The organism is Arthrobacter sp. Y-9 (assembly GCF_029690065.1).
Classification (GTDB): domain Bacteria; phylum Actinomycetota; class Actinomycetes; order Actinomycetales; family Micrococcaceae; genus Arthrobacter_E.
The window spans coordinates 67,529-90,797 of sequence record NZ_CP121463.1 but is presented as its reverse complement, the minus strand read 5'-3'; the positions used below and the strand labels follow the sequence as shown (position 1 = coordinate 90,797).

The window sequence follows — 23,269 nt, the reverse complement described above, 5'->3', positions numbered from 1 at the left end:
ACATGCCGCTGGGAGCATGGATGAAATGAACCCCGTACAGACCGAGCCGGGCACCACCGTGTCCACGGACAAAGGCTTCTTCGGTCACCCCCGACTGCTGGCCAACCTCTTCACCGTCGAGATGTGGGAACGCTTCTCCTTCTACGGCATGCAGGGCATCCTGGCCTACTACATGTACTACACGGCCACGGACGGCGGCCTGGGCCTCGACAAGGCCCTCTCCCTGAGTCTGGTCGGCGCTTACGGCGGTGGCGTGTACCTCTCCACCATCCTGGGCGCGTGGCTCGCGGACCGCCTGCTCGGCTCCGAGCGGGTGCTGTTCTTCTCGGCCTGCGTGATCATGGCGGGCCACGTCGCCCTGGCGCTGCTGCCGGGTGTGCTGGGCCTCGTGATCGGCCTGGTGCTGGTCGCGTTCGGCTCCGGCGGCCTCAAGGCGAACGCCACGGCCCTGGTCGGCACCCTGTACTCGGAGAAGGACGACCGGCGCGACGCCGGGTTCTCCCTCTTCTACATGGGCGTCAACCTGGGCGGCCTGCTGGGCCCGCTCGTCACCGGTTTCCTGCAGAGCCGTGCCGGATTCCACTGGGGCTTCGGCGCCGCCGCCGTGGGCATGGCCCTCGGCCTCATCGTCTACAGCCTCAAGCGCAAGGACATGCCGGAGAGCGCCCACCATGTGGCGAACCCCCTGGCCCCCGGCGAGCGGAAGAAGTATGCGCTGATCTTCGGCGCCGTCGTCGTCCTGATCGTGTCGCTGCTCCTGACCCACCTGGTGACCGCGCAGAACCTGGCCACCTGGATGGCGTACGTGGCGATCGGCGCCTCCGTGGCGTACTTCCTCATCCTGCTGGGCAGCAGCAAGACCCAGCCGGTGGAGCGCAAGCGCGTGTTCGCGTTCATCCCGCTCTACATCGCGTCGGCCGCGTTCTGGGCCCTGTTCCAGCAGCAGTTCACGTTCATCGCCGTGTACTCGGACGAGAAGCTGGACCGCCACCTGTTCGGCTGGGAGATGCCGGCCGCCTGGGTGCAGTCGATCAACCCGGTGTTCATCGTGATCTTCGCGGGCGTGCTCGCAGCCCTGTGGACCCGCCTCGGCGAGAAGCAGCCCAGCTCCCCCGTGAAGTTCTCCCTGGGCCTGGTCCTCATGGGCCTGGCGTTCCTGGCCTTCCTGCCGCTGGCCGGTTCTGAGAAGACCCCGCTCCTGGCGCTGGTCGGCATCCTGCTGCTGTTCACGCTGGCCGAGCTGTGCCTGTCCCCCATCGGTCTGTCCGTCTCCACGAAGCTGGCCCCGGCCGCCTTCCAGGCGCAGATGGTCGCGCTGTTCTTCCTGTCCGTGTCGCTCGGCACCACGCTGGCCGGCATCCTGGCGGGCTACTACGACCCGTCCAACGAGACGCCGTACTTCCTCGGCGTCGGCAGCGTTGCCGTGGTGCTGGGCCTCGCCCTGCTCGGCAGCGCTCCGGCCATCCGCAAGCTCATGAGCGGCGTGCGCTGAGGCCCGTTCGGTCTCATGACGACGTCTCCTGTCCGGAGGCCCGGACACCGTCAGGTGTCCGGGCCTCCGGCGTTTTCCGGTGGTTCCGCGGCCTGCAGGCCTCTCCTTCGCGAGCTGTATATTACGTGTATACCGTAATGTTCCCGGAAGCCTTCTGAGCGGCCAGGAGCGCGGGTAAGGTCATGCGCAAGGCCGTCAGGGCCTGCCGGACTGCAATGGGGCAGTCCCGGATTTCTCGATGTGAGGCCGAGGGACAGCAATGACGTTCGCACCAACAGCCGGGGGACGGTGGGGTGCCGAGATCGGCACCCCCGAAAGCGCGTGGCGCACCCGGAAGGACACCTGGGAGTACCTCGGGTACGCCCTCTCCGGAATCCTGCAGCAGCGCCGGATGGGGCAGCTCGAAACGGGCAGCTCCGCGTCCTTCACCGGCATCCTCCAGCTCCTCGAATCGCTGGAGCCCTACTGGGCGCTCCCGGGTCTGCAGGCCGTCAAGGACATCTCAGAACTGATCAGTCTGGGGCGCTACTCCGAAGCCATGAGCCGCGTGGAGAGCGTCAATGACATGCTGCGGACCGGCTTCCATGTCAGCGAGGACGGCGCCCCGGGCGAAGGCCTCTCCCCCGACCCCGACGGACCCACCCCCTCCCGCCCCACCCCGCACATCGAGGTGCTCGTGGTGGACTCCGGCCCGTCCGAGGAACTGGAGCGCTTCACCAAGGAACTGCGGGACCAGCGCCGCGGCCTGGACAAGTTCACCTATCACGTCAACGTGGTGCCGAGCTTCGTGGACGCCCTGGTCGCCCTCGTGATCAACCCCGGCATCCAGGCCGTCATCCTGACGCCGCGCATCTCCGCGCACTCCCAGCAACGGCTCAGCAGCTCGCTCCGCCGCTTCGTCGAACGGCGCGCCGGGAGCCGCCTCCAGGAGACGCGGTCCATCCGCCGGATCATCCACCTCGCGGACGCCGTGGCGGAGATCCGCCCGGAGCTCGATGTCTTCCTCATGGCCGGCGTCGCCCTGGAATCCCTCGCCGGCTCCGTCAACGGCCGCTTCCGCCGCGTCTTCTCCCGGACGGACGCCATGGACCTGCACCTGTCCATCCTGGGCGGCATCACCGAACGTTTCGAGACGCCGTTCTTCGACGCCATCCAGGAGTACAGCCGCCGCCCCGGCGGGGTGTTCCACGCCCTGCCCGTCTCGCGCGGCGGCTCCGTGCTGGCTTCGCCGTGGATCGAGGACATGGCCGACTTCTACGGCATGAACCTCCTCCTGGCCGAGACGTCCGCGACGTCGGGCGGCCTCGACTCGCTGCTCGATCCCCACGGCGCCATCAAGGAGGCCCAGGAACTCGCGGCCCGCGCCTTCGGCAGCCACCGCAGCTACTTCGCCACCAACGGCACCTCCACGGCCAACAAGATCGTGCACCAGTCGATCGTCGGCCCCGGCGACATCGTCCTGGTGGACCGGAACTGCCACAAGTCCCACCACTACGCCCTGGTCCTGGCGGGAGCCTCGGTCAGCTACCTCGACGCCTATCCCCTGGACGAGCACTCCCTCTATGGCGCGGTGCCCCTCGAGAGCATCAAGAGGCGGCTGCTCGCCATCCGCGACGCCGGGCAACTGGACCGGGTCAAGATGATCACCCTGACCAACTGCACCTTCGACGGCATCGTCTACGATCCCCGCCGCGTCATGGAGGAGTGCCTCGCGATCAAACCGGACCTGGTGTTCCTCTGGGACGAGGCCTGGTTCGCGTTCGCCGGCTTCCACCCCGTGTACCGGCAGCGGACGGCCATGCATGCCGCCGCGGTCCTCGAACAGGACTTCACGACGGCGGACTACGGCCGCCGCTTCGAAGAGCAGCGGGCGCTGCTGGCCGGAGCCGACACGGAGACGCTGGTGCGCACCCGCCTGCTCGCCGATCCGACGTCGACCCGCCTCCGCGTGTACGCCACGCAATCCACGCACAAGACCCTGACCTCGCTCCGCCAGGGGTCGATGATCCACGTCTTCGACCAGGATTTCGCCGAGCTGAACGAGGAGTCCTTCCTGGAGGCGTTCATGACGCACACCTCCACTTCCCCCAACTACCAGATCCTCGCGTCCCTCGACATCGGCCGCCGCCAGGTGGAGCTGGAGGGCTACGCCCTGGTCCAGCGCCAGGCGGACCTCGCCATGAGCATCCGGCGGACCGTGGGCCGGCACGCCCTCCTGCGGAAGTACTTCCGGGTCCTCTACACCTCGGACCTGGTCCCGGACGCCTACCGCGTCTCGACCAGCCCGAACCCGGCCAAGGACGGCCTCGCCTCCTGGGACCAGGCGTGGGCCGAGGACGAGTTCGTGGTGGACCCGTGCCGCATCACCCTGGACATCACGGCCACGGGTGTGGACGGCGACACCTTCAAGCACGATTACCTCATGGACGGTCACCGCATCCAGGTCAACAAGACCAGCCGCTCCAACGTCCTGATCATGACCACCATCGGCACCACCCGCAGCTCCGTGGCGTACCTGATCGAGGTGCTGGTCAAGATCGCCGAGGACCTGGACCGCAAGCGGGCGCTCTCGCGCGTGAAGACCCGCGCCCTGCCGCCCGGACCGGACAGCATCCCGTCGATCCCGCTCCCCGACTTCAGCCGCTTCGCCCCCGCCTTCCTCACCGCCGACGGCGCCTCGGGCGACATGCGCTCCGCCTACTACCTCAGCTACCGCAAGGGCACCACGGAGCACCTCTCCTCCGCGCAGATCCGCGACCGGCTGGCGATGGGCGATGTGGTCTCGGCGAGTTTCGTCACGCCGTACCCGCCCGGCTTCCCGGTGCTCGTGCCGGGCCAGTGCTTCTCCGCGGACATCCTGGACTACATGGACGTGCTCGACACCCGCGAGATCCACGGCTACGACAAGGAGCTCGGGTACCTCGTCTTCCGCCCGGAGGCCCTGTACCCGGTGTACTGAGGATCCGGTGTACTGAGGATCCGGGCGCACTGAGGATCCGGGGTGCTGGCGGCCGGCGCCGGTATCCCGTGCGCCGGCTGGCGTCCGCTCGGCCAGCACGCCGCACCGCGACGACGACGGCGGCACGCACCCACGGCCGCGGTGAGCAGGCGGCGGGGCGAGGGAGGCTGTGGCTCAGGAGCCGCCGTCGTCGTCCGGGGTGCGCACGGCGTGCAGCGCGGACGCCTCCGGCGCGGCCGTGACGCTGAGCCCTGCCGCGAGGGTCCGCGCGAGGAAGCCGAAGCGGTCGCTGCGGTCCTGAGCGGCGGCCTCCTGCGCCCGCACGAGGCTCGGGAAGTCCGCGCGGCGGTGCTCGGGGACCTGCCAGGCGTCCTCCATGGCCTGCGTGTCCAGGGCGGCGCCGATCGCGGCGCTGTCGATGGCCTCGATGGTCGGCAGGACGAGCCGGTCCGGAACCCCCGCTTCACGGAGGGCCGTGGCGATCCGTTCGTAGATCCCCAGCACCTCGGGATTGGTCACGGGCTGCACCAGGATGAGCGGCAGGAGCGCCGGGACGCCCTGATACGTCTTCAGGAGCGACTCGAAGATCTCCACCACCAGGACGTCGAGCCGCCGGGAGAGCTTCCCGAACGCCGTCCGCTCGGCCAGGACCCCACGCGCCAGTTCGATGATGTCGGCGCGGCTGGAGACGTGCTTGTAAAACGCCGATTGGCGGACGCCGAGGCGCTCCGCCAATCGGGGCAGGGAGAGGATGCCCTCCTCCTCGAGGAGCGCGAGGGCTTCCTGCCCGATCTTGTCCACGGTCAGCCGTGGCACGCTGGGGCGGCCGAGCCGGTGGACCCGGCCGCCCTCTGGTTCCGCTGCCTGCGGTGGGTTCATTCGGAATGTCCGATCCGTCCGAAGACTTCTGGCCTGTTCTTCTTCAGCCACCACGCTACGCCAAGGCCCAGCACGAACGTCACCGGGGCGATCACGAGCAGGGTGGTGTTGACGGGATCGCCCGCCGGGATGCCCGTCAGGTACTGGATGTTGGTCACGCTGAGCCAGATCACCACGGCCATGACCGCGGTGGCCAGGACCGTGGAGGGGATGACGTACCAGCGGGTGTTCAGGCCGCGGTTCCGGACGAAGAACATCACGACGCCGACACCCATGAGCGCCTGCAGCGCCAGGATCCCGATGATGCCCGGGGAGTTCAGCCACACCACGAACTGGGTGAAGGGATCCAGTGCCAGCACCGCGCCGACGATCACGCAGACCGCGCTCAGGACCGTCTGCAGGACGCCCGCGTTGCCGGGGGTCAGGTGGCGGCTGACGCGGGCCATGCGGGCGGGGAAGATCCCTTCCCGGCCGAGGGAGAGCGTGTAGCGGTTGATGGTGTTGTGGAAGGCCAGCTGCGAGGCGAAGATGCTCGTCACGATCAGCACGCTCATGAGGTTCACGAGCCAGTCGCCCGCGAAGGTGCCCGCCAGGACATAGGCGGTGTCGCCCGTGTCGAGGTGCTGGCCCGCGAAGGCCTGGATGGCGCCGAAGCCGCCGGCCTGGACCAGGATCCACACCGCGAAGGCGTAGAAGGCGCCGATGAACGCGATGGAGATGTACGTGGCCCGCGGGACGGTGCGGTCCGGGTTCCGCGCCTCCTCCCGGTACAGGGCGCCGGATTCGAAGCCCATGAAGGCGGAGAAGCCCATGCTCAGCACGGCGGCCATGCCCGGGGTGAAGATCGCATCCGGGGTGAAGGAGTCCAGGGAGATGCCGCTCGCCCCGCCGTGGGCCAGGACGGCGACGGCGAGGATCACCACGATCACGGTCTCCAGGGTGAGCAACACGCCCACGACCTTGGCGCCGACGTCGATGCCGCGCCAGCCCAGGTAGTGCACCGCGGCGATGGAGACGAGGGCGTAGACCCACCAGGGCAGGTCGACTCCGGTGAACTGCTTGACGGCCAGGTTGGCCTGGATGCCGAGGAGTCCGTAGAGGCCGATCTGGATGCCGTTGTAGCTGAGCCAGGCGGTGAACCCGGCGCCGAGGCCGGTCACGCGGCCCAGGGTCTTGGCGATGTAGCCGTAGAACCCGCTGTAGGACAGGATGTGCCGGGTCAGGGCCATGAAGCCGACGGCGAAGAGGGAGAGCCCCAGCGCCGCGGCGATGTAGATGACGGGGGCGCCCGGGCCACCGACGGCGAGGGCGAGCGGGGAGACGCCCACCACGATGGTGAGCGGCGCGGCGGCGGAGACGAGCATGAAGACGATGTCGCGCGTGCCGAGGGAGTTCTTCTTGAGGCCGGCCGGGGAGGGGCCGGACGCGTGCGGCTGGGGATCCGCAGCGGATTTAGTGAAAGCCATACACTTAAATGTGAGGCCGGCCACACCGCCCGTCAAGAGCTTCCGCGGATGAATATCGAACGTTTTTCACCGGGGTTCCGAAGGCCGTTTCAGGGCACGACGGAAGGGCCCGGGACCAGGGGTCACGGGCCCTTCCGGGCGCTTGCGAGGAGCGGTCCGGCTGCGCAGCCGACCAACCGACCAACCGACCAACCGGCCGGCCCGCCGGCCGGCTTCAGCCGCTCAGTAGAACCACGGCACGGCGTCGTGGTTGAAGTCGCGGAAGTCGCCGAACTTGCCCGAGTAGAACGCCAGGGGCTCGCCGTCGCGGTACCGGGCGGACGTCACCTCGCCGAAGAAGACCTGGTGATCCCCCACGACGTGGCTCTGCACCACTTCGCACTCGGCCTGGGACAGCGCGCCCGCCACCACGGGCAGGCCCGCGGGGGTGAGGTCGAAGACGCCGTCCTCGAAGCGCTTCCCGCCCCGGACCGCGAACTGCCGGGCCACGCCTTCCTGCTTGGCTCCCAGGATCGAGACGCCGAACCGGCCGCTCGCCAGGAGAGCGTTGCCCGTCCGCGTGTCGAAGTTGAGCGAGATCATCAGGATGGGCGGCTCCAGGCTGATCGACGTGAGCGAGCTGATGGTCATGCCCACCTTCTCGCCGTCGTGCTCCGCGGTCACCACGGCCACCCCGGTGAGGAAGCGGCCCAGGGTGCGCCGCATTCCGGAGGCGTCGGGGGTGGCGAAAGCCGGGGCCGCCATCTCAGGCCTCGTCCCGCGGGTAGTAGCGCACCTCGAACATCCGGGCGCCCTCCTCGGAGATCCACGGCCCGTGCTCCATGCCCGGCGGGCGCGTGGCCCAGTCCCCGGCCTTGAACACCTGGTTCAGGCGCAGATCCCGCATGGAGCCCTCGAAGATGAAGACCTCTTCCCAGAAGTCGTGCCGCAGGGCGCCATTGGGTGAGGTGTCGGTGCCCGGTTCGAACTTCAGGATGCGGGTCACGGCGTCACTGCGGTCGTCCCGGGCCAGGATCGCCTCGGACAGACCCTCGATGTGGGGGTTGCAGTCGGTGAACTCCACCCGGTCCACCGGGCCGAACTCGAATTCCGGCTTGGCCATGGCTCAGGCCTCCTCTCCGGCGCTCACGAGCGCCTCACCGGACGGCACGCGGCCGTCCACGGTGTAACCGGCCAGGAACTCGTCCAGCTCGGCCACGTGCTTCTCGTATCCGAAGTTGCGGTAGGTGTAGACGCCCTTCACCACGAACGGCGCCCCCGCGTAGAACAGCTCGTACTGCTGGTGGCGGCCGGCGAACTCGGTGCCGATGATGTCCCAGGCGAGGCGGAAGAGCTTGATGCGCTCCTCGCTGCTGACGTTCGGGGAGGCCACGTACTTCTCGACGTCGGCGGCCGTGACATCGCTCTTCATGTCCGCGACGCCGGAAGGCAGCTGGAGCACACCGCCGCCGGCCAGATCACGCAGGATCTGGATGACGCGCGGGTAGGTCTCGGACTGCAGGCCCATGATGCCGTAGAGGGCCCGGCGGCCCGGGACCATCATGCCGTTCGCATCCGGCTCGGCGCTGTACTCGGCGGCCAGCAGCGCGGACTCCACGGAGGACACGACGGCGGCCAGCTCGCCCAGGCGCTCCTGCACCCCGGGAATGCGGTCGGTGCCGTTCACGGCGGCGATCTTGCGGGCCACCGCGGCGATGAACTGGAGCTTGACCGTCAAACGGGTCTGAGCCTGCCAGTTGCCCAGGGCGTGGGCGCCGGTGTCGAAGAACTGGCGGCGCAGGGTCTCCACGTTCCGGTTGATGAACACGCGGTCCCACGGCACGAGGACGTCGTCGAAGATGACCAGTGCGTCCGGCTCGTCGTAGCGGCTCGTGAGCGGGTAGTCGAACTCGCTCGTGGCCGCGGTGGCGTACGGGCGGCGGCAGAGGAACTTCAGGCCCTCCGTGGCGGCCGGCAAGGCGAAGGAGACGGCGAAGTCCACATCGTCCGGACCCAGGGGCTTGATGCAGGTGACGAACACTTCGTCGCTGATCGCTCCGCCGGTGGCGAGCATCTGCGAGCCGCGGACGATCAGGCCCTCCTCGGTCTCCCCCACGACGCCCACCTGGATGAAGTCGCCCTCCCAGCCCGACGCCGTCGTCGCCCGCGAATACTGCGGCGGGATGATCGCGTAGGAGACGTAGAGGTTCTCGCGCAGGATGCGCTCGTAGTAGCGGGTGAGATTTCCGGCGTAGTCGCGTTCCTCGGAGGCGAACACCTCGGGGTGCGCGGCGAAGGCGGCGAAGAAGGTGCCGACGTGGTCGGGGCTGCGGCCCACCCAGCCGTGGGTGTGCTTGGCCCACCGCTCCACGGCGGCCCGGCGGCGCTTCAGGTCCTCCGGTGAGCGCGGGATGCCGAACACGAGGTTGGCGGGCCCGTCGATCTCGGGGCTCTGATACTGCATGCCGTTGGCGGGGTCGGCGGCGATGTCGAACAGTTCGGCGACCGTCTCCACCACCTTGCTGAACGCGGGGTGCTCGGCGACGTTCCCCGCCACCTGACCGTCGATCAGGACGGTCCGGCCGTCGTTGAGGGAATTGATGTACTCGGCTCCGGTCCTCATGACTGTGCTCCTTGGGAGATGGTGTAGCGGTGGCTGATGGTGGCGCCGTCGGGGAAGCTCAGCTCGAGTTCCCAGTCGGCGCCGTAGACGAAGGTCCCGCCCAGCAGCGGCAGGGTCCCGCCCAGGCAGATGAAGTCGCCGTCGCCGGGGTCCCGGCGCTCCAGGAAGAGCCCGACGACGTCGGCCGGCGTGCGGAGGTTGCTCAGAGTCCCCTCCTGGTAGAGCTCGCCGTCCACGCGGCTGCGGGCGGTGCACTCGACCAGGGAGAGGGCCGCGAGGTCCTCGACGGGGATGACCGTCCCGGCCACCGGCTTGGGGCAGGCCCGCTTGGATTCCCCGATGTCCTCGGTCTCCAGGAGCCGGTCCGTGTGGTCCGACGCGATGCCCAGGTAGTAGCGGCCCGCATGCCGGATGTAGAGGGGTTCGATCTCGCCGGACGTCTGCGCCCCGGCCACCCGGAACGCGGGGGCGGTGCTGACGGTCTCCGCCTCCACGGGGTAGAACATGGGCACTTCCGGCGGCGGGGCGACGCCGATCGCGGCGAGCTCGTCGATGTGGTGCTGAACGGCCGCGGCGTCGCGGCCCGTGTACCCGGCGACGACGGCGGTGAACTCGGTGAGCTCGATCCGCTCGCCGGTTCCGGACACGGCAAAGCTGAGGGCAGGGGTCATGAGGGTTCCGTTCGATCAGGGATCGGGTGTGGGAGCGGACGACGGGGCGTGGTCCGTGAAAGCCTGCCGCGGGGGCTGGCGGGTGTGGGGCGGCGCCCGCGGGACGGCGGGCGGCTCGGCTCAGTGAGCGGGCCGGCTCAGGTGATGCGCCGGCTCAGTGGCTCAGGGACTGGAGGGGCTCAGTGGCTCAGCCCGGCGTAGTCGTCCAGGCGGTCGGTGATGACCGGGAACTCGCGGCGGACGGCCTCGATCTGAGCGGGGTCGATCGTGGCGCGGAGGACGTCCTCCTCGGCGCCGGCCTCGGCGAGCAGCCGGCCCGTGGGGTCCACCACGCGACTCGTGCCCCCGAGTTCCACGCCTTCCTGGACGCCGGTGGCGTTGCAGGCGAGGACGAACATCTGGTGTTCGACCGCGCGGGCCGAGGTGAGGAGCCTCCAGTGCTCCCGGCGCGCGGCGGGCCAGGCCGCGGGGACCACCACGATCCCCGCACCGCGCGTGCTCAGTTCGGACCAGATGCCGGGGAAGCGGAGGTCGTAACAGGTGATGCCGGCCATGGTCCCGAAGGGTGTCCGGGCCACCGGCAGGCTGGTCCCGGGGGTGAGGAGTTCGGCCTCCAGCGACTGGTACCCGAAGACGTGGATCTTGGAGTACTGGTGGACGATGCTCCCGTCCGGGCCCAGCAGCACCGAGGTGTTGCGGAGCCGGTCCGCGGAGATCCGTTCGACGATGCTGCCCAGGTGCACGTGGGTCTTCAGATCCCGCGCCACCGCCGCGCACATGGTGGCCGTGGGGCCGTCCAGGGTCTCGGCGAGGTCCGGGTACTGGCTGAAGTGGAAGTACCCGGCGCTCCAGAGTTCGGGGAGGACCACCAGGTCCGCCCCCTCCTGGGCGCGGATGAGGCTTTCCGCACGGTCGATGCGGTCCGCCTGGCTTTCAGCGTCCGGACTGGACAGCTGGATCAGTGAGATCTCCATAGACGCTCCTGGGTTTCTGCACCGGTCTGCTCAGGAGGGCAGGCCGGGGACGTGAGGCACGTTGAGTGCCGAAAGAGTGGACTCCAGGTGGGCCCGGGAGGCGGCGGCCGCCTGCTCCGGGTCACCGCTCAGCAGGGCCTGAACGATCGCGCGATGCTCCTCCACCACCCGGCGGCTGCGTCCTTCGCTGTCCAGGACCGCCTTGAGGCCCATCCGGAGCTGCTTGAAACGCTGGGCCTCGTAGACCCCCGCGAGGATCGGGTTGCCCGCGGCGGAGACGATCCTCTGGTGGAACTGGATGTCGCATTCGATGAAGGCGACGGGGTCGTGGACTGCGGCTTCCTGCCGGTCCAGGATCTCGTTGAGTTCCGCTGCGGGGACGGCGCCCTGGGCGACCTTGCGGACCGCCCAGTCCCCGATCACGCGGCGGACCTCCACCATGTCATCGATGTCCCGCCCGGTCAGGGCGGGGACGAACGCCCCCTTGTGGGCGACGCGCTTGATCAGGCCCGACGCCTCGAGCCGGAGGAGCGCTTCCCGCACCGGGGTGCGGGAGACTCCGGAGGCCTCGGCGATGGATCCTTCGCTCAGGAAGATCTCCTGGTCCCAGGGCAGGGTGGAGATCTCCTGACGCAGCCATTGGTAGGCGACTTCAGGCGCCGTCGGAGCGGGCTTGTGATAGATCGACATGTTGGCAGCCTAGAGGATCGGGGCGATATCACCGGTTGTGGTGATACTCACACTGTAGACCACCTGTATACAACTTGTCTACAGCCTGTTTTCGTGAAGGGTCCTGGGACGTCGACGGAGTGGCGAAACGGTCCTTCCGGCAGGTTTCTCAGGAGGTCGCGGGCGGCCTGCTGGGCAGGCTCCCGAGTGCTCGGAGCGGGCCACCGCGCTGAGGCGACCCGGAGGCGACTGGTCCCCCGGAAGGATGAACTAGTCCCAGCTGGATGAGGAGGAGAAAGCGAAGAGCAGCACCAGCCCGTAGGCGAGCGAGATCGCGACCATCAGATAGCCCAGGACCAGGCCGGTGATGGCCATGCCCTTGACCGAGGGTTCCTTCTTCAGCCCGATGTGGCCGAAGACCACGGCGAGGATCTGCGGAATGATGAACCACCCTCCGGAGATCACCCCGACGATGCCGAGCACGAGCGCCGCGATGCTCATCCCCTTCGGCTCGGCCGGGGCCAGGCCGGAGTAAGACGGCTGTCCATAGGGCTGCCCGTAGGGCTGCTGGCCGTACGGCTGGATGGGCCGGTTGCCGGGGGCGGCCGGGTACGGCTGCTGCGGGAACCGCCCCGGCCCCTGAACGGGGGCGGCCGGGTACTGCGGAGGGGCGGCCTGCGGCGCTCCGGGATAGCTCGCGGCGGCGAAACCTCCCTGCGGCGCCGGAGGCACGGGCGGGACCATACGGCCCGACGACGGCCGGGGCGCCTGGCCGGGAACAGCGCCGGGCGGCGGAGCCTGCGGCGGCTGGGAGGACTGCGGGAACGACTGTGCCGGATAAGGCTGCGGAGCGCGCGGGGGCTGCGAGGCGACGGGCCCCGCCCACTGGCCGGGCTGCGCCGGCTGACCAGGCTGAGCGCCGGGTGCGGCGAACGGCTGACCAGGCTGCGCCGGCTGACCGGGCTGAGCGCCGGGTGCGGCGAACGGCTGAGCGGGCTGCGGCGTCGTCGTCGGCTGACCGGGCGCACCGTGCTGCGCCGCGCCCTGACCTGACGCGCCCTGTCCCGATGGGCCCCGACCCGCTGCGCGGCGGGACTCCTGTTCGCCCTGCTCGGGCGTGTGATCGCTCATGATCCCCCTCACGATTGCTGACCTCCTTCTCCAGGTTACCTGCCGGTACCGCGGCCGTCCTGGGGCTGCTCCGCGTCACAGCGGCGTAACCCTGGCCAAGGCATAGAAGAGCGGGGGCTTCTCTGGCATGCTGGCCCCATGGCTAACCGCGCGGGCACCGTGGCCCTTCCCGAAGACCTTGTCGATCTCACCGCACTCCTGGACGCGTATTTCGACGTGCAGCCGGACCCCACGGACCCGGGCCAGCGCGTGGCGTTCGGCACCTCGGGGCACCGCGGCTCGAGCCTCAAGGCCAGCTTCAACGAGCGGCACATCGCGGCGATCACCCAGGCGATCGTCGAGTACCGAGCGGCGCAGGGCATCACCGGCCCCCTGTTCCTCGCCAAGGACACCCATGCGCTGAGCGAGCCCGCACAGAACACCGCCCTCGAGGTCCTGGCGGCCAACGGAGTCACGGTCCTGCTGGACGCCCGCCACGCGTACACCCCCACCCCTGCCCTCAGCCACGCGATCCTCAGCTACAACAACGCCGGGCACGCGGACCAGGCGGATGGGATCGTCGTCACCCCCAGCCACAACCCGCCCGCGGACGGTGGCTTCAAGTACAACCCTCCGCATGGCGGCCCGGCGGACACGGACGCCACGGGCTGGATCGCGAACCGCGCCAACGAGTACCTCGAGAACGGCCTCAACGGCGTGCGCCGCCTCCCGCTCACGGAGGCGCTGAAGGCCGAGAACGTCGGCACCTTCGACTACCTGAGCAGCTACGTCGACTCCCTGCCCTCCGTGCTGGACCTCGACGCCATCCGCGAGGCGGGCGTCCGGATCGGCGCGGACCCCATGGGCGGCGCGAGCGTCGACTACTGGGGCGAGATCGGCGAGCGCCACCACCTCGACCTCACCGTAGTCAACCCCACGGTGGATCCGCAGTGGGCGTTCATGACCCTCGACTGGGACGAGAAGATCCGCATGGACTGCTCCTCCCCCTCGGCGATGGCCTCGCTGATCGGCCGCATGAAGAGCGACGACGGCGCGGCGCCCTTCGACATCGCCACCGGCAACGACGCGGATGCGGACCGCCACGGCATCGTCACGCCCGACGGCGGGCTCATGAACCCCAACCACTACCTCGCCGTCGCGATCGACTACCTCTACCGCAACCGCAGTGGCTGGAACCCGGCCTCGGTGGTCGGCAAGACCCTGGTGTCCTCCTCGATCATCGACCGCGTGGCCGCCGGCCTCGGGCGCAAGCTCGTGGAGGTCCCGGTGGGCTTCAAGTGGTTCGTGCCCGGCCTGCTCTCCGGCGAAGGCGCGTTCGGCGGCGAGGAGTCCGCGGGCGCCGCTTTCAACCGCAAGGACGGGTCCGTCTGGACCACGGACAAGGACGGCATCCTGCTGGCACTGCTGGCCAGCGAGATCACGGCCGTCACGGGGTCGAGCCCGTCCGAGCTGTACCGCGGCCTGACCGACCAGTTCGGCGCACCGGTCTACGCCCGCATCGACGCCGCCGCGAACCGCGAGCAGAAGGCCAAGCTCGGCAAGCTCTCCTCGGACGACGTCACCGCCACGGAACTGGCCGGCGAGACCATCACCGCGAAGCTGACCGAGGCCCCCGGCAACGGCGCCCCGATCGGCGGTCTCAAGGTGGTCACCGAGAACGCCTGGTTCGCGGCCCGGCCGTCCGGCACCGAGGACGTCTACAAGATCTACGCCGAGTCCTTCAAGGGCGCGGATCACCTCCAGCAGGTCCAGGCCGAAGCCAAGTCCCTCGTGGACTCGGTCATCGGCTGACCCACAGACTCCCCAGGCTCGCACCCGCCAGGCGCACTCGCACCGAAGAGGAGCACCCGCACCCCTGCCGCCGCCCCGGATCCGTCCGGGGCGGCGGTGTTTAACGCGGCACCCGGCCCACCGCCGTCGTCGTTCCTTCATCGATTGCTCCGTGGATGTCGTTTTGAGGTGCCAAAACGACATCCACGGAGCAGTCGATGGGGAGGGCGTGACCGTGAAGTCGGCCACTTCCCATGTACTTAACATCGCTAATTAGCTATGCTAAATAACGATGAACACCCCACCCGACCTTCAGGATCTGGCCTCCGAACTGCGCGTCGCGCTCATGCGCACGTCGCGCGTCCTGCGCTCCCAGGCCAGCAGCGACGCCGTCACCCCGGGTCAGAACACCGTCCTGGCGCTCCTGCACAAGCACGGACCGCAGACCATGGGCCAGCTGGCGGAAGCCGAACACGTCCAGGCGCCCAGCATGACCCGCACGGTCAACGCCCTCGCGGACAAAGGCCTCATCCGCCGCGAGACCCGGCCCGAGGACGGACGGCAGGTGCTCATCTCCCTGACCAGCGAGGGGAACGCGGTCCTCGAAGAGTCCCGCAGGCTCCGCTCCGCCTGGCTCGCCGAACGGCTTGAATGCCTCGGCGAGCACGAGCGGCAGACCCTGCACGACGCCGCGCTCCTCCTCCTGGACATGACCCGCACCGACCCCAGGAGGAATCCAGCCACCGCATGAGCAGCCGCATGTTCCAGTCACTGAAGAACCCCAACTACCGCCTCTGGGCGGCAGGAGCGCTGGTGTCCAACATCGGCACCTGGATGCAGAGGGTGGCGCAGGACTGGCTGGTCCTGACGCAGCTCACGGACCACGACGGCGCCGCGGTCGGCCTCACCACCGGCCTCCAGTTCCTCCCGATCCTCCTCCTCGGCCCCTACGCGGGGCTGCTCGGCGACCGCCTGGACAAGCGCAAGATCCTCCTGACCACCCAGACCGCCATGGGACTGCTGGCCCTCCTGCAGGCCGCCCTCGTCCTCACCGGCACCGCCCAGCTCTGGCACATCTACGTGATCGCCCTCGCCCTGGGTGTCGCGAGCGCCTTCGACGCCCCGCCCCGGCAGGCCTTCGTCTCCGAGATCGTCGGACGGGACAGCGTGGCCAACGCCGTCGCGCTCAACAGCGCATCCTTCAACCTGGCGCGCCTGGCGGGCCCCGGCATCGCGGGACTGCTGATCGGCCTGATCGGCACCGGCTGGGTGTTCCTGCTCAACGCGGCGAGTTTCGCGGCGGTGCTGATCGGGATCCTGCGGATGAACACCGCGACCCTCTACCGCACCGACCCCGTACCCCGCAGCCGGGGTCAGCTCAAGGACGGCGTGAGGTACGTCCTCGCCCGGCCACGGGCTCTCCTGGTCATGATCCTCGCGGGCCTGGTGGGGACCTTCACCATGAACTTCCAGCTCACGAACGCGGTCATGGCCGCTTCAGTGTTCGACGCCGGCCCGGACGCCTACGGCCTGCTGGGCTCCGTCATGGCGGTCGGCACCCTCGCCGGGGCGCTCCTCGCGGCCCGGCGTGCGGCCCCGCGGCTGCGGTACCTCGTGATGGGGGCGATCGGACTGGGCGTCACGACGTGCGTGGCCGCCTTCATGCCCGGGTACACGCTCTACGCGATCATGCTGGTGCTCGTGGGACTCTGCGCCCTGACGTTCCTGAACAGCGCGAACACCTTGCTGCAGATACGGACCGAGCCCGCCTACCGGGGCCGAGTCCTGGCGCTCTACATGACCGTCATCCAGGGTGGGACGCCCATCGGCGGGCCGCTCGTCGGGTGGATCGCGAACGAGTTCGGTCCCCGCTGGGCGGTTTTCGGCGGCGGGGCGGTCGCGCTCCTCGCAGGACTCGCGGGGCTCCTCCTGGTCAGCCGCTGGGGCGAGGGGACGGTGCGGAAGCAGCTCCGGCACGTCTGGGCGGAACACCGAGAGCTGAGGGAGCAGAACGCCCGCGAGCGCGGCAGCGGGGAACCGTCCCCCACGCAGAAGGCCGTCGGCGCGGAGGGCTGAGCCCGGCGTCGTCGGGCGGCGAGTGAGCCGGGCGCTCCGCAGCCCGGCGCCACCCACGGATTCGTGGTTCACCCACCGAAATTTCAGGGGGTGGACCAAAAAACCGTGGGTCTGACGGCGCGGTCACCCTCGAAACTCTCAGAACATCGTCACGGAGACGGGTCCTCACGCCAGGCCACCACCACCCGGCTGGCCCCGCCGCTCTCCACGGGTTCACCGTAGAGGCGCAGGAGACACGGATACACCTGGGACTCCCCGTTCGCTGGAACACCAGGCTCCACTGTCCTGACGAACACCTCGAAGGCCCCCGACCGCGAGGCGCCCCGGGCCCAGGCGAGGACTTCCTCCACATCCCGGGCCCCGGTGATCACCCACAGGTCGAGCGCGTGCAGCGGGCCACCGGCGCGGGAGTCCTCCCACAGCCGGACCTCAAACGTCACGCCGCCCGGACGTTCCATCAGGTACTCGTCGCTCCTGACGATCTTCATGCGTCCCCCTCCGCAGTGTCGTCCGAAGCCTACGCTGGGCTGCCCGGCGCGGCCACCCCCGGATTCGTCGTTCACCCACCGAAATTTCAGGGGGTGGACTGAGAATCCGTGGGCCTGACGGCACGGCCACCAACCCCAAGGACGACGAAGGCCCCGGCTCCCACAGGGGAGCCGGGGCCTTCGGGCATCCGGACGGATCAGAGGACGGTGACGGCCTCGTCGAAACCGAACTTCGGCTTCGGGGCGCCCCAGGCGCCCTCGCCGGCCTGGCCGATGTTGACCACGAGGAAGCTCTTCTGGTCGCCCTCCGGGAAGAAGGCGGCGTCGATGGCGGAGAAGTCGGCGCCGGTCATCGGGCCTGCGGAGAGGCCGAGGGCGCGGACGGCCAGGATGAAGTAGCCGGCCTGGAGGTGCGCGTTGTTGTTGGCGAACGTGCCGCTCAGCTCAGCGTTGTCCGAGAACATGGCCTTGGGGGCGTCCCAGCCCGGGGAGAACTCGTCCCACTTGGCGTGCCACTCGGTGTCGTAGGACAGGACGGCGACGGCGGGGGCGGCGGCGGTCTTCGGCTGGTTGCCGGCCATCATGGCGTCGACGAGCTCGGCGCGCTTCTCCGGCGACTGCACGAAGGTCACGCGCAGCGGCTGGGCGTTGAAGGCGGAGGGGCCGAACTTCGTCAGCTCCCAGATCGCCTGAAGCTGTTGCTCGGTGACCTCGCCCTGGAAGGCGTTGGCCGTGCGGGCTTCGTGGAAGAGGGCGTTGACGGAGGCCGCGTCGAGGACGGCTTCTTCGTGGGCGATGCTCATGTCATGTTCCTTCGGGGAGTTCCGTGGGGGTTCCGAATGGTTTCAACTTCAAGCATTCGGCCGTTCTTCCCCAACGGAGTGTGAGATGGGACACATATCTGCCTGCTCGCTCCACCCGTCCACCCAGTAAAGTTGCTCTGGATACACCCCCACACCTCTGGAAAGGCCTCGCGTGAGCCTGCTCGGAACCTCCTGGACCCTCCACGGCGACGGCAAGACCGTCCGGCCCGGCGAAGTGGTCTCCCCCAACGAACGGCTCAGCTGGCCCCGCACCATCGGCATCGGCACCCAGCACGTGGTGGCCATGTTCGGCTCCACGTTCCTCGTGCCCATCCTGACGGGCATGCCGCCGGCCACCACCCTGTTCTTCTCGGGCATCGGAACCCTGCTGTTCCTCGTGGTCACGCGGGGCCGGGTGCCCAGCTACCTGGGATCGAGCTTCGCGTTCATCGCCCCCATCATGGCCTCGCAGCACCAGTACGGCGTGGCCGGGGCTCTCGGCGGCGTCATCATGGCCGGCGCGGCGCTGTTCCTGGTGGGCCTCGTGGTCCAGGCGTTCGGCTCCGAGTGGATCAACCGGCTCATGCCGCCGATGGTCACCGGCGCGATCGTGGCCCTCATCGGCCTGAACCTCGCCCCCGCGGCCAAGGCGAACTTCGTCAAGGCGCCCATCACGGCCCTGGTCACGCTGCTCGCCATCGTCCTGGTGGGCGTGCTCTTCAAGGGCATCCTGGGCCGCCTGAACATCCTGATCGGCGTGGTCCTCGGCTACCTGGTGGCCATGTGGCGCGGCGAGGTGGATTACAGCCAGATGGACTCCGCCGCCTGGATCGGGCTGCCGCACTTCCAGGCGCCGAGCTTCAATGTCGGCGTCATCGGGCTGTTCGTGCCCGTGGTCCTGGTGCTCGTGGCCGAGAACGTCGGACACGTGAAGAGCGTGGCCACCATGACCGGCGAGAACCTCGACGCCTACGCCGGGCGCGCCCTCATGGCCGACGGCGCCGCGACCATCCTGGCCGGCGCGGGCGGCGGCTCCGGCACCACCACCTACGCGGAGAACATCGGCGTCATGGCCGCCACCAAGGTGTACTCCACGGCCGCGTACTGGGTGGCCGGCGTCTTCGCGATCGTCCTCAGCTTCTCCCCCAAGTTCGGCGCCCTGATCGCGACCGTCCCGGCCGGTGTGCTGGGCGGCGCGGCCACCATGCTGTACGGCATGATCGGCATCCTGGGCGTGAAGATCTGGGTGCAGAACAAGGTCAACTTCTCCAACCCGATCAACCTGAGCACGGCCGCGGTCGCACTGATCGTGGGCATCGCGGACTACACGTGGAACCTCGGGGAACTCAGCTTCACGGGCATCGCGCTCGGGTCCGCGGCGGCCCTCGTGATGTATCACGGCATGAAGGCCATCGCGAAGGCCCGCGGCACGGTGGCGGAGCCGGAGACCGAATGACCAGGCCGGGACTCACCTTCGACGACGGCGGGCAGGGGCCCGACGTCGTCATCGGTGATGTCCACGGCGCGCTGGAGCCGCTGTCCAACGCCCTGCGGCGACAGGGTCTCCTGGACCGCATGGGCGGCTGGTGCGGCGGGCAGCGCACCCTCTGGCTCCTCGGCGACTTCATGGACCGCGGGCCGGACGGCTCCGGCGTGGTGCACCTGGTGCGCCGTCTCCAGCATCAGGCGGCCGACGACGGCGGCGCCGTCCACGCGTTGCTGGGGAACCACGAGGTCCTGGCTCTGGGCAAGCGCCGGTTCGGCGCCCTGCGCCTCGACACTCCCGCCGGGCCCCGGTCCTTCCACGACTCATGGCAGCGCAACGGCGGACGCGAACAGGACCAGCGCGAACTCAGCGACGAGGACTTCGCGTGGCTCGCTTCGCTCCCGGGCATGGCGCTGACGGGGTCGCACCTCCTGGTCCACGCGGACACGACGGAGTACCTGCACTGGGGAACGGACATCACCGGGGTCAATGACACCCTGCGGAGCCGCCTCGAGAGCGACGACCCCCTCGACGTCTGGGAGGTCTGGGCGCGACTGACCACCCGGCACGCGTTCCGCGACCGGCCGTCCGTGGCACGCGACTTCCTCCGGGAGTTCGGCGGGTCCCGCCTGGTGCACGGCCACAGCATCATCGCGGACTTCCACGGGCATCCCGCACCCCTCACCCAGGGCCCGGACGTGTACGCCGACGGCCTTGTGGTAGACATTGACGGAGGGCTCTACGACGGCGGTCCCTGCATCGTCCTGCACCTGCCCTGACCCTCCGACCCGCCCCTCTGACCTGGCCCGCGGCATCGCCCCGGATCACGCCCACGACCGTGCCGCCCGGCGGCATGAACCGCCCCGAAGGAGCCTGAACGACATGCCCCGCACCACACCCCCGGCCCTGGCGAAGGCCCGGTCCTACTGGATGGGCCTGTCCATCGCGTTCGGCGTGGGGCTGGGTCTGTACGCCGCCGCGCCCGCGCCGTGGCATCTGGTGAGCGCCGGGGCGTACGTGGTGTTCGTGGTGATCCAGGCGGCGGTCTACGGGCAGATCAAGCCGGCCCTCGAGGGCAAGCTCGCCTTCAACTCCGCCAGTTTCGGGCTCCTCGCCCTGCTCCTGGTGGTGGCGGCCGTGGTGTCCCGCGATTCGCCGTACTCGCTGCTGCTGGGGATCGGCCTGGGCGTGCTGAGCGGGGTGTCGATGTTCTGGGTCCTCACCCGGCGCGGGCGCTTCTACCCCAAGGAGAACCGGGGCTGACGAGGCCGGGGCACGGGCGCACTGCTCACCGTGATCTCCGCGGTCCACTTCGCCGAGTCCGCTGACCGCGGCGTGAATCCGCTACCAGATGCAGCGGATTCACGTCCCTCCTAGCGGACCGGCGCGGGCTGGAGCGGGCGGGCCGGGACGCGGGTCGCGGAACCCGCCTAGGCCCGCCCTTCGACCGCGTCCACGAGCTGCTGTTCGGCCCGGTCGAGATAATCCCGGAGGTACTCGGCTGCCTCGGCACGCTGTCCCGCCGCCAGAAGCTCGACGATCCTCTCGTTGCCCTCCACGTACGGCGCGTGGAAGCGGGGGTCCCGCCCCATCGCCGCGAACACCAGCCGCATCTCCGCGAGCACCTGTTCCATGAGCGCGTCGAGCCGGATGCTCCCGGCGGCCGCGAGGACGGTCCGGTGGAAATCCTGGTTTGCACCGGCCATCCCGGCGATGTCGCCCTCCGTGACCGCGGCCCGGCCCCGGCGGACGATCCCCGCGAGCTCCTCGACATCGATCCGCGGCGCCCACAGCAGCGCGGCCGGTTCCACGAGCTTCCGGACCCGGTAGATCTCGCGGACATCCTCGGCCGTCGGGTGGGCCACGAAGACGCCGCGGTTCGGGATCCGCTGCACCACGCGTTCGGCGTGCAGCGTGGCGAAGGCCTCGCGGAGCGTGTTCCGTGAGACGCCCAGGGCCTCCCGGAGCGCCTCTTCGGGAAGCTTGGTGCCGGGGGTCAGCTCGCCGTCGGCGATGCGCTGCCGCAGTGTGGCCGCCACCCACTGGGCGGTGTGCGCGTGGGCGGCACGCGCTTCGCGGCGCAACCCCGCCAGGACAGCATCAGAACTCACAGGCCCACTGTATGCCGAGGGACGGAACAGGCCGGAATCGCCGTCACCGCGCCGAAACAGTGAGTTCGCGACGAAACCGCGTGTTCTACTCACTGTTTCGTCGCGAACTCACTGTTTCGGCCCATGGACGGTCCCCAGCTACAGCGACGCCGGGGCCACCGCTTCGAAACCCACCTTCGCGCCGGGCGGAAGCTGGGCCAGCCGGTCCTGGTCCGCGTCGAGGACCACGCCGATCACGGGGTACCCGCCCGTCACGGGATGATCCGCCATGAAGACCAGGGGCAGACCGGACGCCGGCACCTGGATGGCGCCCCGCACCGTGCCCTCGCTCTGGAGCTCACCCTCGGTCCTGCGCACCAGGGGCTCGCCGGAGAACCGGATGCCCACGCGGTTCGACTCGGCTGTCGCAGTCCATACCCCCGTGTGGAACGCCTCGAGGGACTCGTCGGTGAACCAGTCGTCGCGGGGACCGGGGACCACCCGGAGCACCGTCACCTCCTCCGCCGACGGCCGTGGGGGCGCCGTCTCCGGCTCCCCCACGGCGCCGGGCAGCCGCGGATCGAGCAGGCCCAGACGGCTCCCCGCCGTGAGCGGGGCGGGACCCAGCCCGGACAGGACGTCCGTGGCGGCGCTGCCCAGCACGGCGCCGCCCCGCACTCCGCCTCGTACCGCCACATAACTGCGCAGCCCGGCGACAGGCGTTCCCAGCCGCAGCGTCTCACCGGCCAGGAGCGTGAGCGGGGCGTCGAGCGGGGCGTCCCACCGGGCGCCGTCGTCGTCGCTGATCAGGAGCGGGACGTCCGCGCCGGTGACGGCGAGGATCGTGTCCCGGAGCGCGCGCAGCGTCAGGCCGCCTGGCAGGGCTTCGAGTCCGGGCGCGCCGGCAGGGTTGCCGACCATGCGGTTCGCGCGTTTGAGGGCGCCGCGGTCCATGGCGCCGGAATCGCTGACCCCCGACGCCGCGTGGCCGGGCCTCCCGAGGTCCTGCACCGTGGTCTGGAGGCCGGGGCTGCGGACCTCGAGGACGGGTTCGACGGTCTCGGCGGCGGGCCGGGCGGGCAGGGCCTGCACGATGTCACGGACCGGGACGAAGCGGACGGTGTCGCCGGCCTTGATGAGCGCGGGTTCGTCGCGGGCGGCGTCCCACAGGAGCGCGCCGGTGCGGCCGATGAGCTGCCAGCCGCCGGGCGAGTCGTTGGGGTAGACGGCCGAGTACCCGCCGGCGAGCGCCACGGAACCGGCCGGCACGCGGGTGCGCGGGGAGGTGCGGCGCGGGACCTCGGGCGCGCCGGGCGCGCTGAGGTAGGCGAACCCCGGGGCGAACCCGCCGAACGCGGCGGTCCAGACGGCGTCCGCGTGCCCGGCCACGACAGCCTCGACGCTGCGGCCGGTGAGGCGGGCGACCTCGGCGAGGTCCTCGCCGTCGTACACGGTCTCGATACTCACCTCACGCCCGGCGGAGCGCACCCCGGCGGCCAGGTCAGCCGTCCGCAGCCGGTCCACGACACCGGCCAGGGACTGCGGGAGACCCACGGTCACGAGCACGGTGCGGGCCGCGGCCACGACGTCCACGACGCCGGCCGGCGGTTCGGCGAGCAGGCCCGCCTGGAGCGCCAGCACGGCGTCCAGGCCGTCGAGTTCGGCGAGCACCGCGCGGTCCCCCACGCGGCGCACGCCCAGCAGTCGGCCCAT

The 23,269-nt window shown here is 69.9% G+C and carries 20 protein-coding genes and 1 pseudogene; 8 read left to right on the top strand and 13 right to left on the bottom strand.

The window, feature by feature from the left end; all coding sequences use genetic code 11:
- The first annotated feature begins 25 nt into the window (after window positions 1-25).
- Together P9849_RS00410 and P9849_RS00405 are read left to right on the top strand one after the other, a co-directional pair.
- Entirely contained in the window at window positions 26-1,492 is a 1,467-nt protein-coding gene (locus P9849_RS00410) for a peptide MFS transporter (protein WP_107003826.1), read from the top strand.
- A 259-nt stretch (window positions 1,493-1,751) separates the two neighbouring features.
- On the top strand, window positions 1,752-4,451 hold the full coding sequence (locus tag P9849_RS00405; protein ID WP_278267787.1) for an ornithine decarboxylase: 2,700 nt from the start codon (window positions 1,752-1,754) through the stop codon (window positions 4,449-4,451).
- 174 nt (window positions 4,452-4,625) lie between these two features.
- Here P9849_RS00405 and P9849_RS00400 read toward each other — a convergent pair whose 3' ends face one another.
- The 9 genes from P9849_RS00400 to P9849_RS00360 form a co-directional block, all read right to left on the bottom strand.
- Entirely contained in the window at window positions 4,626-5,330 is a 705-nt protein-coding gene (locus tag P9849_RS00400) for a hypothetical protein (RefSeq protein WP_278267786.1), read from the bottom strand.
- Window positions 5,327-6,796 (bottom strand): APC family permease, encoded by a 1,470-nt coding sequence (locus P9849_RS00395; protein WP_278267785.1) that lies wholly within the window; start codon window positions 6,794-6,796, stop codon window positions 5,327-5,329. Before P9849_RS00395 ends, P9849_RS00400 begins: the two co-directional genes overlap by 4 nt.
- Window positions 6,797-7,018: 222 nt before the next feature.
- Window positions 7,019-7,540 carry a flavin reductase family protein gene (locus P9849_RS00390; protein ID WP_278267784.1) on the bottom strand — a complete coding sequence of 174 codons (522 nt, stop codon included), beginning with the start codon at window positions 7,538-7,540 and terminating at the stop codon, window positions 7,019-7,021.
- Window position 7,541: 1 nt separating this feature from the next.
- Complete coding sequence (locus tag P9849_RS00385; RefSeq protein WP_278267783.1) at window positions 7,542-7,898, bottom strand: cupin domain-containing protein; 357 nt, start codon at window positions 7,896-7,898, stop codon at window positions 7,542-7,544.
- Window positions 7,899-7,901: 3 nt separating this feature from the next.
- The gene (locus tag P9849_RS00380) at window positions 7,902-9,398 is read right to left on the bottom strand and encodes a 4-hydroxyphenylacetate 3-hydroxylase N-terminal domain-containing protein (RefSeq protein ID WP_278267782.1); all 1,497 of its coding nucleotides are present in this window, start codon (window positions 9,396-9,398) and stop codon (window positions 7,902-7,904) included.
- Window positions 9,395-10,069: a DUF2848 family protein gene (locus P9849_RS00375; RefSeq protein ID WP_278267781.1), complete on the bottom strand. Its 675-nt coding sequence runs from the start codon at window positions 10,067-10,069 to the stop codon at window positions 9,395-9,397. Before P9849_RS00375 ends, P9849_RS00380 begins: the two co-directional genes overlap by 4 nt.
- Window positions 10,070-10,248: 179 nt before the next feature.
- On the bottom strand, window positions 10,249-11,043 hold the full coding sequence (locus P9849_RS00370) for a carbon-nitrogen family hydrolase (RefSeq protein WP_144629657.1): 795 nt from the start codon (window positions 11,041-11,043) through the stop codon (window positions 10,249-10,251).
- A 30-nt stretch (window positions 11,044-11,073) separates the two neighbouring features.
- Window positions 11,074-11,733, bottom strand: coding sequence for a GntR family transcriptional regulator (locus P9849_RS00365; RefSeq protein ID WP_278267780.1), 660 nt, complete (start codon window positions 11,731-11,733; stop codon window positions 11,074-11,076).
- 249 nt (window positions 11,734-11,982) lie between these two features.
- The gene (locus P9849_RS00360; protein WP_278267779.1) at window positions 11,983-12,843 is read right to left on the bottom strand and encodes a DUF4190 domain-containing protein; all 861 of its coding nucleotides are present in this window, start codon (window positions 12,841-12,843) and stop codon (window positions 11,983-11,985) included.
- Window positions 12,844-12,981: 138 nt separating this feature from the next.
- Between P9849_RS00360 and pgm the strand changes: the two genes are divergently transcribed.
- From pgm to P9849_RS00345, 3 genes are all read left to right on the top strand, one after another.
- Window positions 12,982-14,634 carry a phosphoglucomutase (alpha-D-glucose-1,6-bisphosphate-dependent) gene (gene pgm, locus P9849_RS00355; RefSeq protein WP_278267778.1) on the top strand — a complete coding sequence of 551 codons (1,653 nt, stop codon included), beginning with the start codon at window positions 12,982-12,984 and terminating at the stop codon, window positions 14,632-14,634.
- Window positions 14,635-14,905: 271 nt separating this feature from the next.
- The gene (locus tag P9849_RS00350; protein ID WP_278267776.1) at window positions 14,906-15,364 is read left to right on the top strand and encodes a MarR family transcriptional regulator; all 459 of its coding nucleotides are present in this window, start codon (window positions 14,906-14,908) and stop codon (window positions 15,362-15,364) included.
- Window positions 15,361-16,689: an MFS transporter gene (locus P9849_RS00345; RefSeq protein WP_278267775.1), complete on the top strand. Its 1,329-nt coding sequence runs from the start codon at window positions 15,361-15,363 to the stop codon at window positions 16,687-16,689. The genes P9849_RS00350 and P9849_RS00345 overlap by 4 nt, the downstream gene beginning before the upstream one ends.
- A gap of 149 nt (window positions 16,690-16,838) precedes the next feature.
- Here the strand turns inward: P9849_RS00345 and P9849_RS00340 are convergent, their stop codons facing one another.
- Both P9849_RS00340 and P9849_RS00335 read right to left on the bottom strand, forming a co-directional pair.
- Complete coding sequence (locus P9849_RS00340; protein WP_278267774.1) at window positions 16,839-17,177, bottom strand: hypothetical protein; 339 nt, start codon at window positions 17,175-17,177, stop codon at window positions 16,839-16,841.
- 197 nt (window positions 17,178-17,374) lie between these two features.
- Window positions 17,375-17,980, bottom strand: a complete 606-nt coding sequence (locus P9849_RS00335) for a malonic semialdehyde reductase (RefSeq protein WP_066213389.1) — start codon at window positions 17,978-17,980, stop codon at window positions 17,375-17,377.
- Window positions 17,981-18,152: 172 nt separating this feature from the next.
- On the opposite strand from P9849_RS00335, the pseudogene P9849_RS00330 reads away from it, so the two are divergent.
- The 3 genes and pseudogenes from P9849_RS00330 to P9849_RS00320 form a co-directional block, all read left to right on the top strand.
- Window positions 18,153-19,433, top strand: a pseudogene (locus P9849_RS00330) (solute carrier family 23 protein); the annotation flags it as partial.
- Entirely contained in the window at window positions 19,433-20,245 is an 813-nt protein-coding gene (locus P9849_RS00325; protein WP_278267772.1) for a metallophosphoesterase, read from the top strand. The pseudogene P9849_RS00330 and the gene P9849_RS00325, both read left to right, overlap by 1 nt.
- A gap of 103 nt (window positions 20,246-20,348) precedes the next feature.
- Entirely contained in the window at window positions 20,349-20,729 is a 381-nt protein-coding gene (locus P9849_RS00320; RefSeq protein ID WP_066213398.1) for a hypothetical protein, read from the top strand.
- Window positions 20,730-20,896: 167 nt separating this feature from the next.
- Here P9849_RS00320 and P9849_RS00315 read toward each other — a convergent pair whose 3' ends face one another.
- Together P9849_RS00315 and P9849_RS00310 are read right to left on the bottom strand one after the other, a co-directional pair.
- The gene (locus P9849_RS00315) at window positions 20,897-21,577 is read right to left on the bottom strand and encodes a GntR family transcriptional regulator (RefSeq protein ID WP_066213401.1); all 681 of its coding nucleotides are present in this window, start codon (window positions 21,575-21,577) and stop codon (window positions 20,897-20,899) included.
- A 138-nt stretch (window positions 21,578-21,715) separates the two neighbouring features.
- Window positions 21,716-23,269 (bottom strand): 5-oxoprolinase/urea amidolyase family protein, encoded by a 1,554-nt coding sequence (locus P9849_RS00310; RefSeq protein ID WP_278267771.1) that lies wholly within the window; start codon window positions 23,267-23,269, stop codon window positions 21,716-21,718.

Coding starts and splice junctions, on each gene's coding strand:
- P9849_RS00410 (WP_107003826.1), top strand. CDS start 26: ATGAACCCCGTACAGACCGAGCCGGGCACCACCGTGTCCACGGACAAA.
- P9849_RS00345 (WP_278267775.1), top strand. CDS start 15,361: ATGAGCAGCCGCATGTTCCAGTCACTGAAGAACCCCAACTACCGCCTC.
- pgm (WP_278267778.1), top strand. CDS start 12,982: ATGGCTAACCGCGCGGGCACCGTGGCCCTTCCCGAAGACCTTGTCGAT.
- P9849_RS00340 (WP_278267774.1), bottom strand. CDS start 17,177: ATGAAGATCGTCAGGAGCGACGAGTACCTGATGGAACGTCCGGGCGGC.
- P9849_RS00350 (WP_278267776.1), top strand. CDS start 14,906: ATGAACACCCCACCCGACCTTCAGGATCTGGCCTCCGAACTGCGCGTC.
- P9849_RS00325 (WP_278267772.1), top strand. CDS start 19,433: ATGACCAGGCCGGGACTCACCTTCGACGACGGCGGGCAGGGGCCCGAC.
- P9849_RS00365 (WP_278267780.1), bottom strand. CDS start 11,733: ATGTCGATCTATCACAAGCCCGCTCCGACGGCGCCTGAAGTCGCCTAC.
- P9849_RS00385 (WP_278267783.1), bottom strand. CDS start 7,898: ATGGCCAAGCCGGAATTCGAGTTCGGCCCGGTGGACCGGGTGGAGTTC.
- P9849_RS00395 (WP_278267785.1), bottom strand. CDS start 6,796: ATGGCTTTCACTAAATCCGCTGCGGATCCCCAGCCGCACGCGTCCGGC.
- P9849_RS00375 (WP_278267781.1), bottom strand. CDS start 10,069: ATGACCCCTGCCCTCAGCTTTGCCGTGTCCGGAACCGGCGAGCGGATC.
- P9849_RS00390 (WP_278267784.1), bottom strand. CDS start 7,540: ATGGCGGCCCCGGCTTTCGCCACCCCCGACGCCTCCGGAATGCGGCGC.
- P9849_RS00400 (WP_278267786.1), bottom strand. CDS start 5,330: ATGAACCCACCGCAGGCAGCGGAACCAGAGGGCGGCCGGGTCCACCGG.
- P9849_RS00370 (WP_144629657.1), bottom strand. CDS start 11,043: ATGGAGATCTCACTGATCCAGCTGTCCAGTCCGGACGCTGAAAGCCAG.
- P9849_RS00310 (WP_278267771.1), bottom strand. CDS start 23,269: ATGGGCCGACTGCTGGGCGTGCGCCGCGTGGGGGACCGCGCGGTGCTC.
- P9849_RS00405 (WP_278267787.1), top strand. CDS start 1,752: ATGACGTTCGCACCAACAGCCGGGGGACGGTGGGGTGCCGAGATCGGC.
- P9849_RS00380 (WP_278267782.1), bottom strand. CDS start 9,398: ATGAGGACCGGAGCCGAGTACATCAATTCCCTCAACGACGGCCGGACC.
- P9849_RS00320 (WP_066213398.1), top strand. CDS start 20,349: ATGCCCCGCACCACACCCCCGGCCCTGGCGAAGGCCCGGTCCTACTGG.
- P9849_RS00360 (WP_278267779.1), bottom strand. CDS start 12,843: ATGAGCGATCACACGCCCGAGCAGGGCGAACAGGAGTCCCGCCGCGCA.
- P9849_RS00335 (WP_066213389.1), bottom strand. CDS start 17,980: ATGAGCATCGCCCACGAAGAAGCCGTCCTCGACGCGGCCTCCGTCAAC.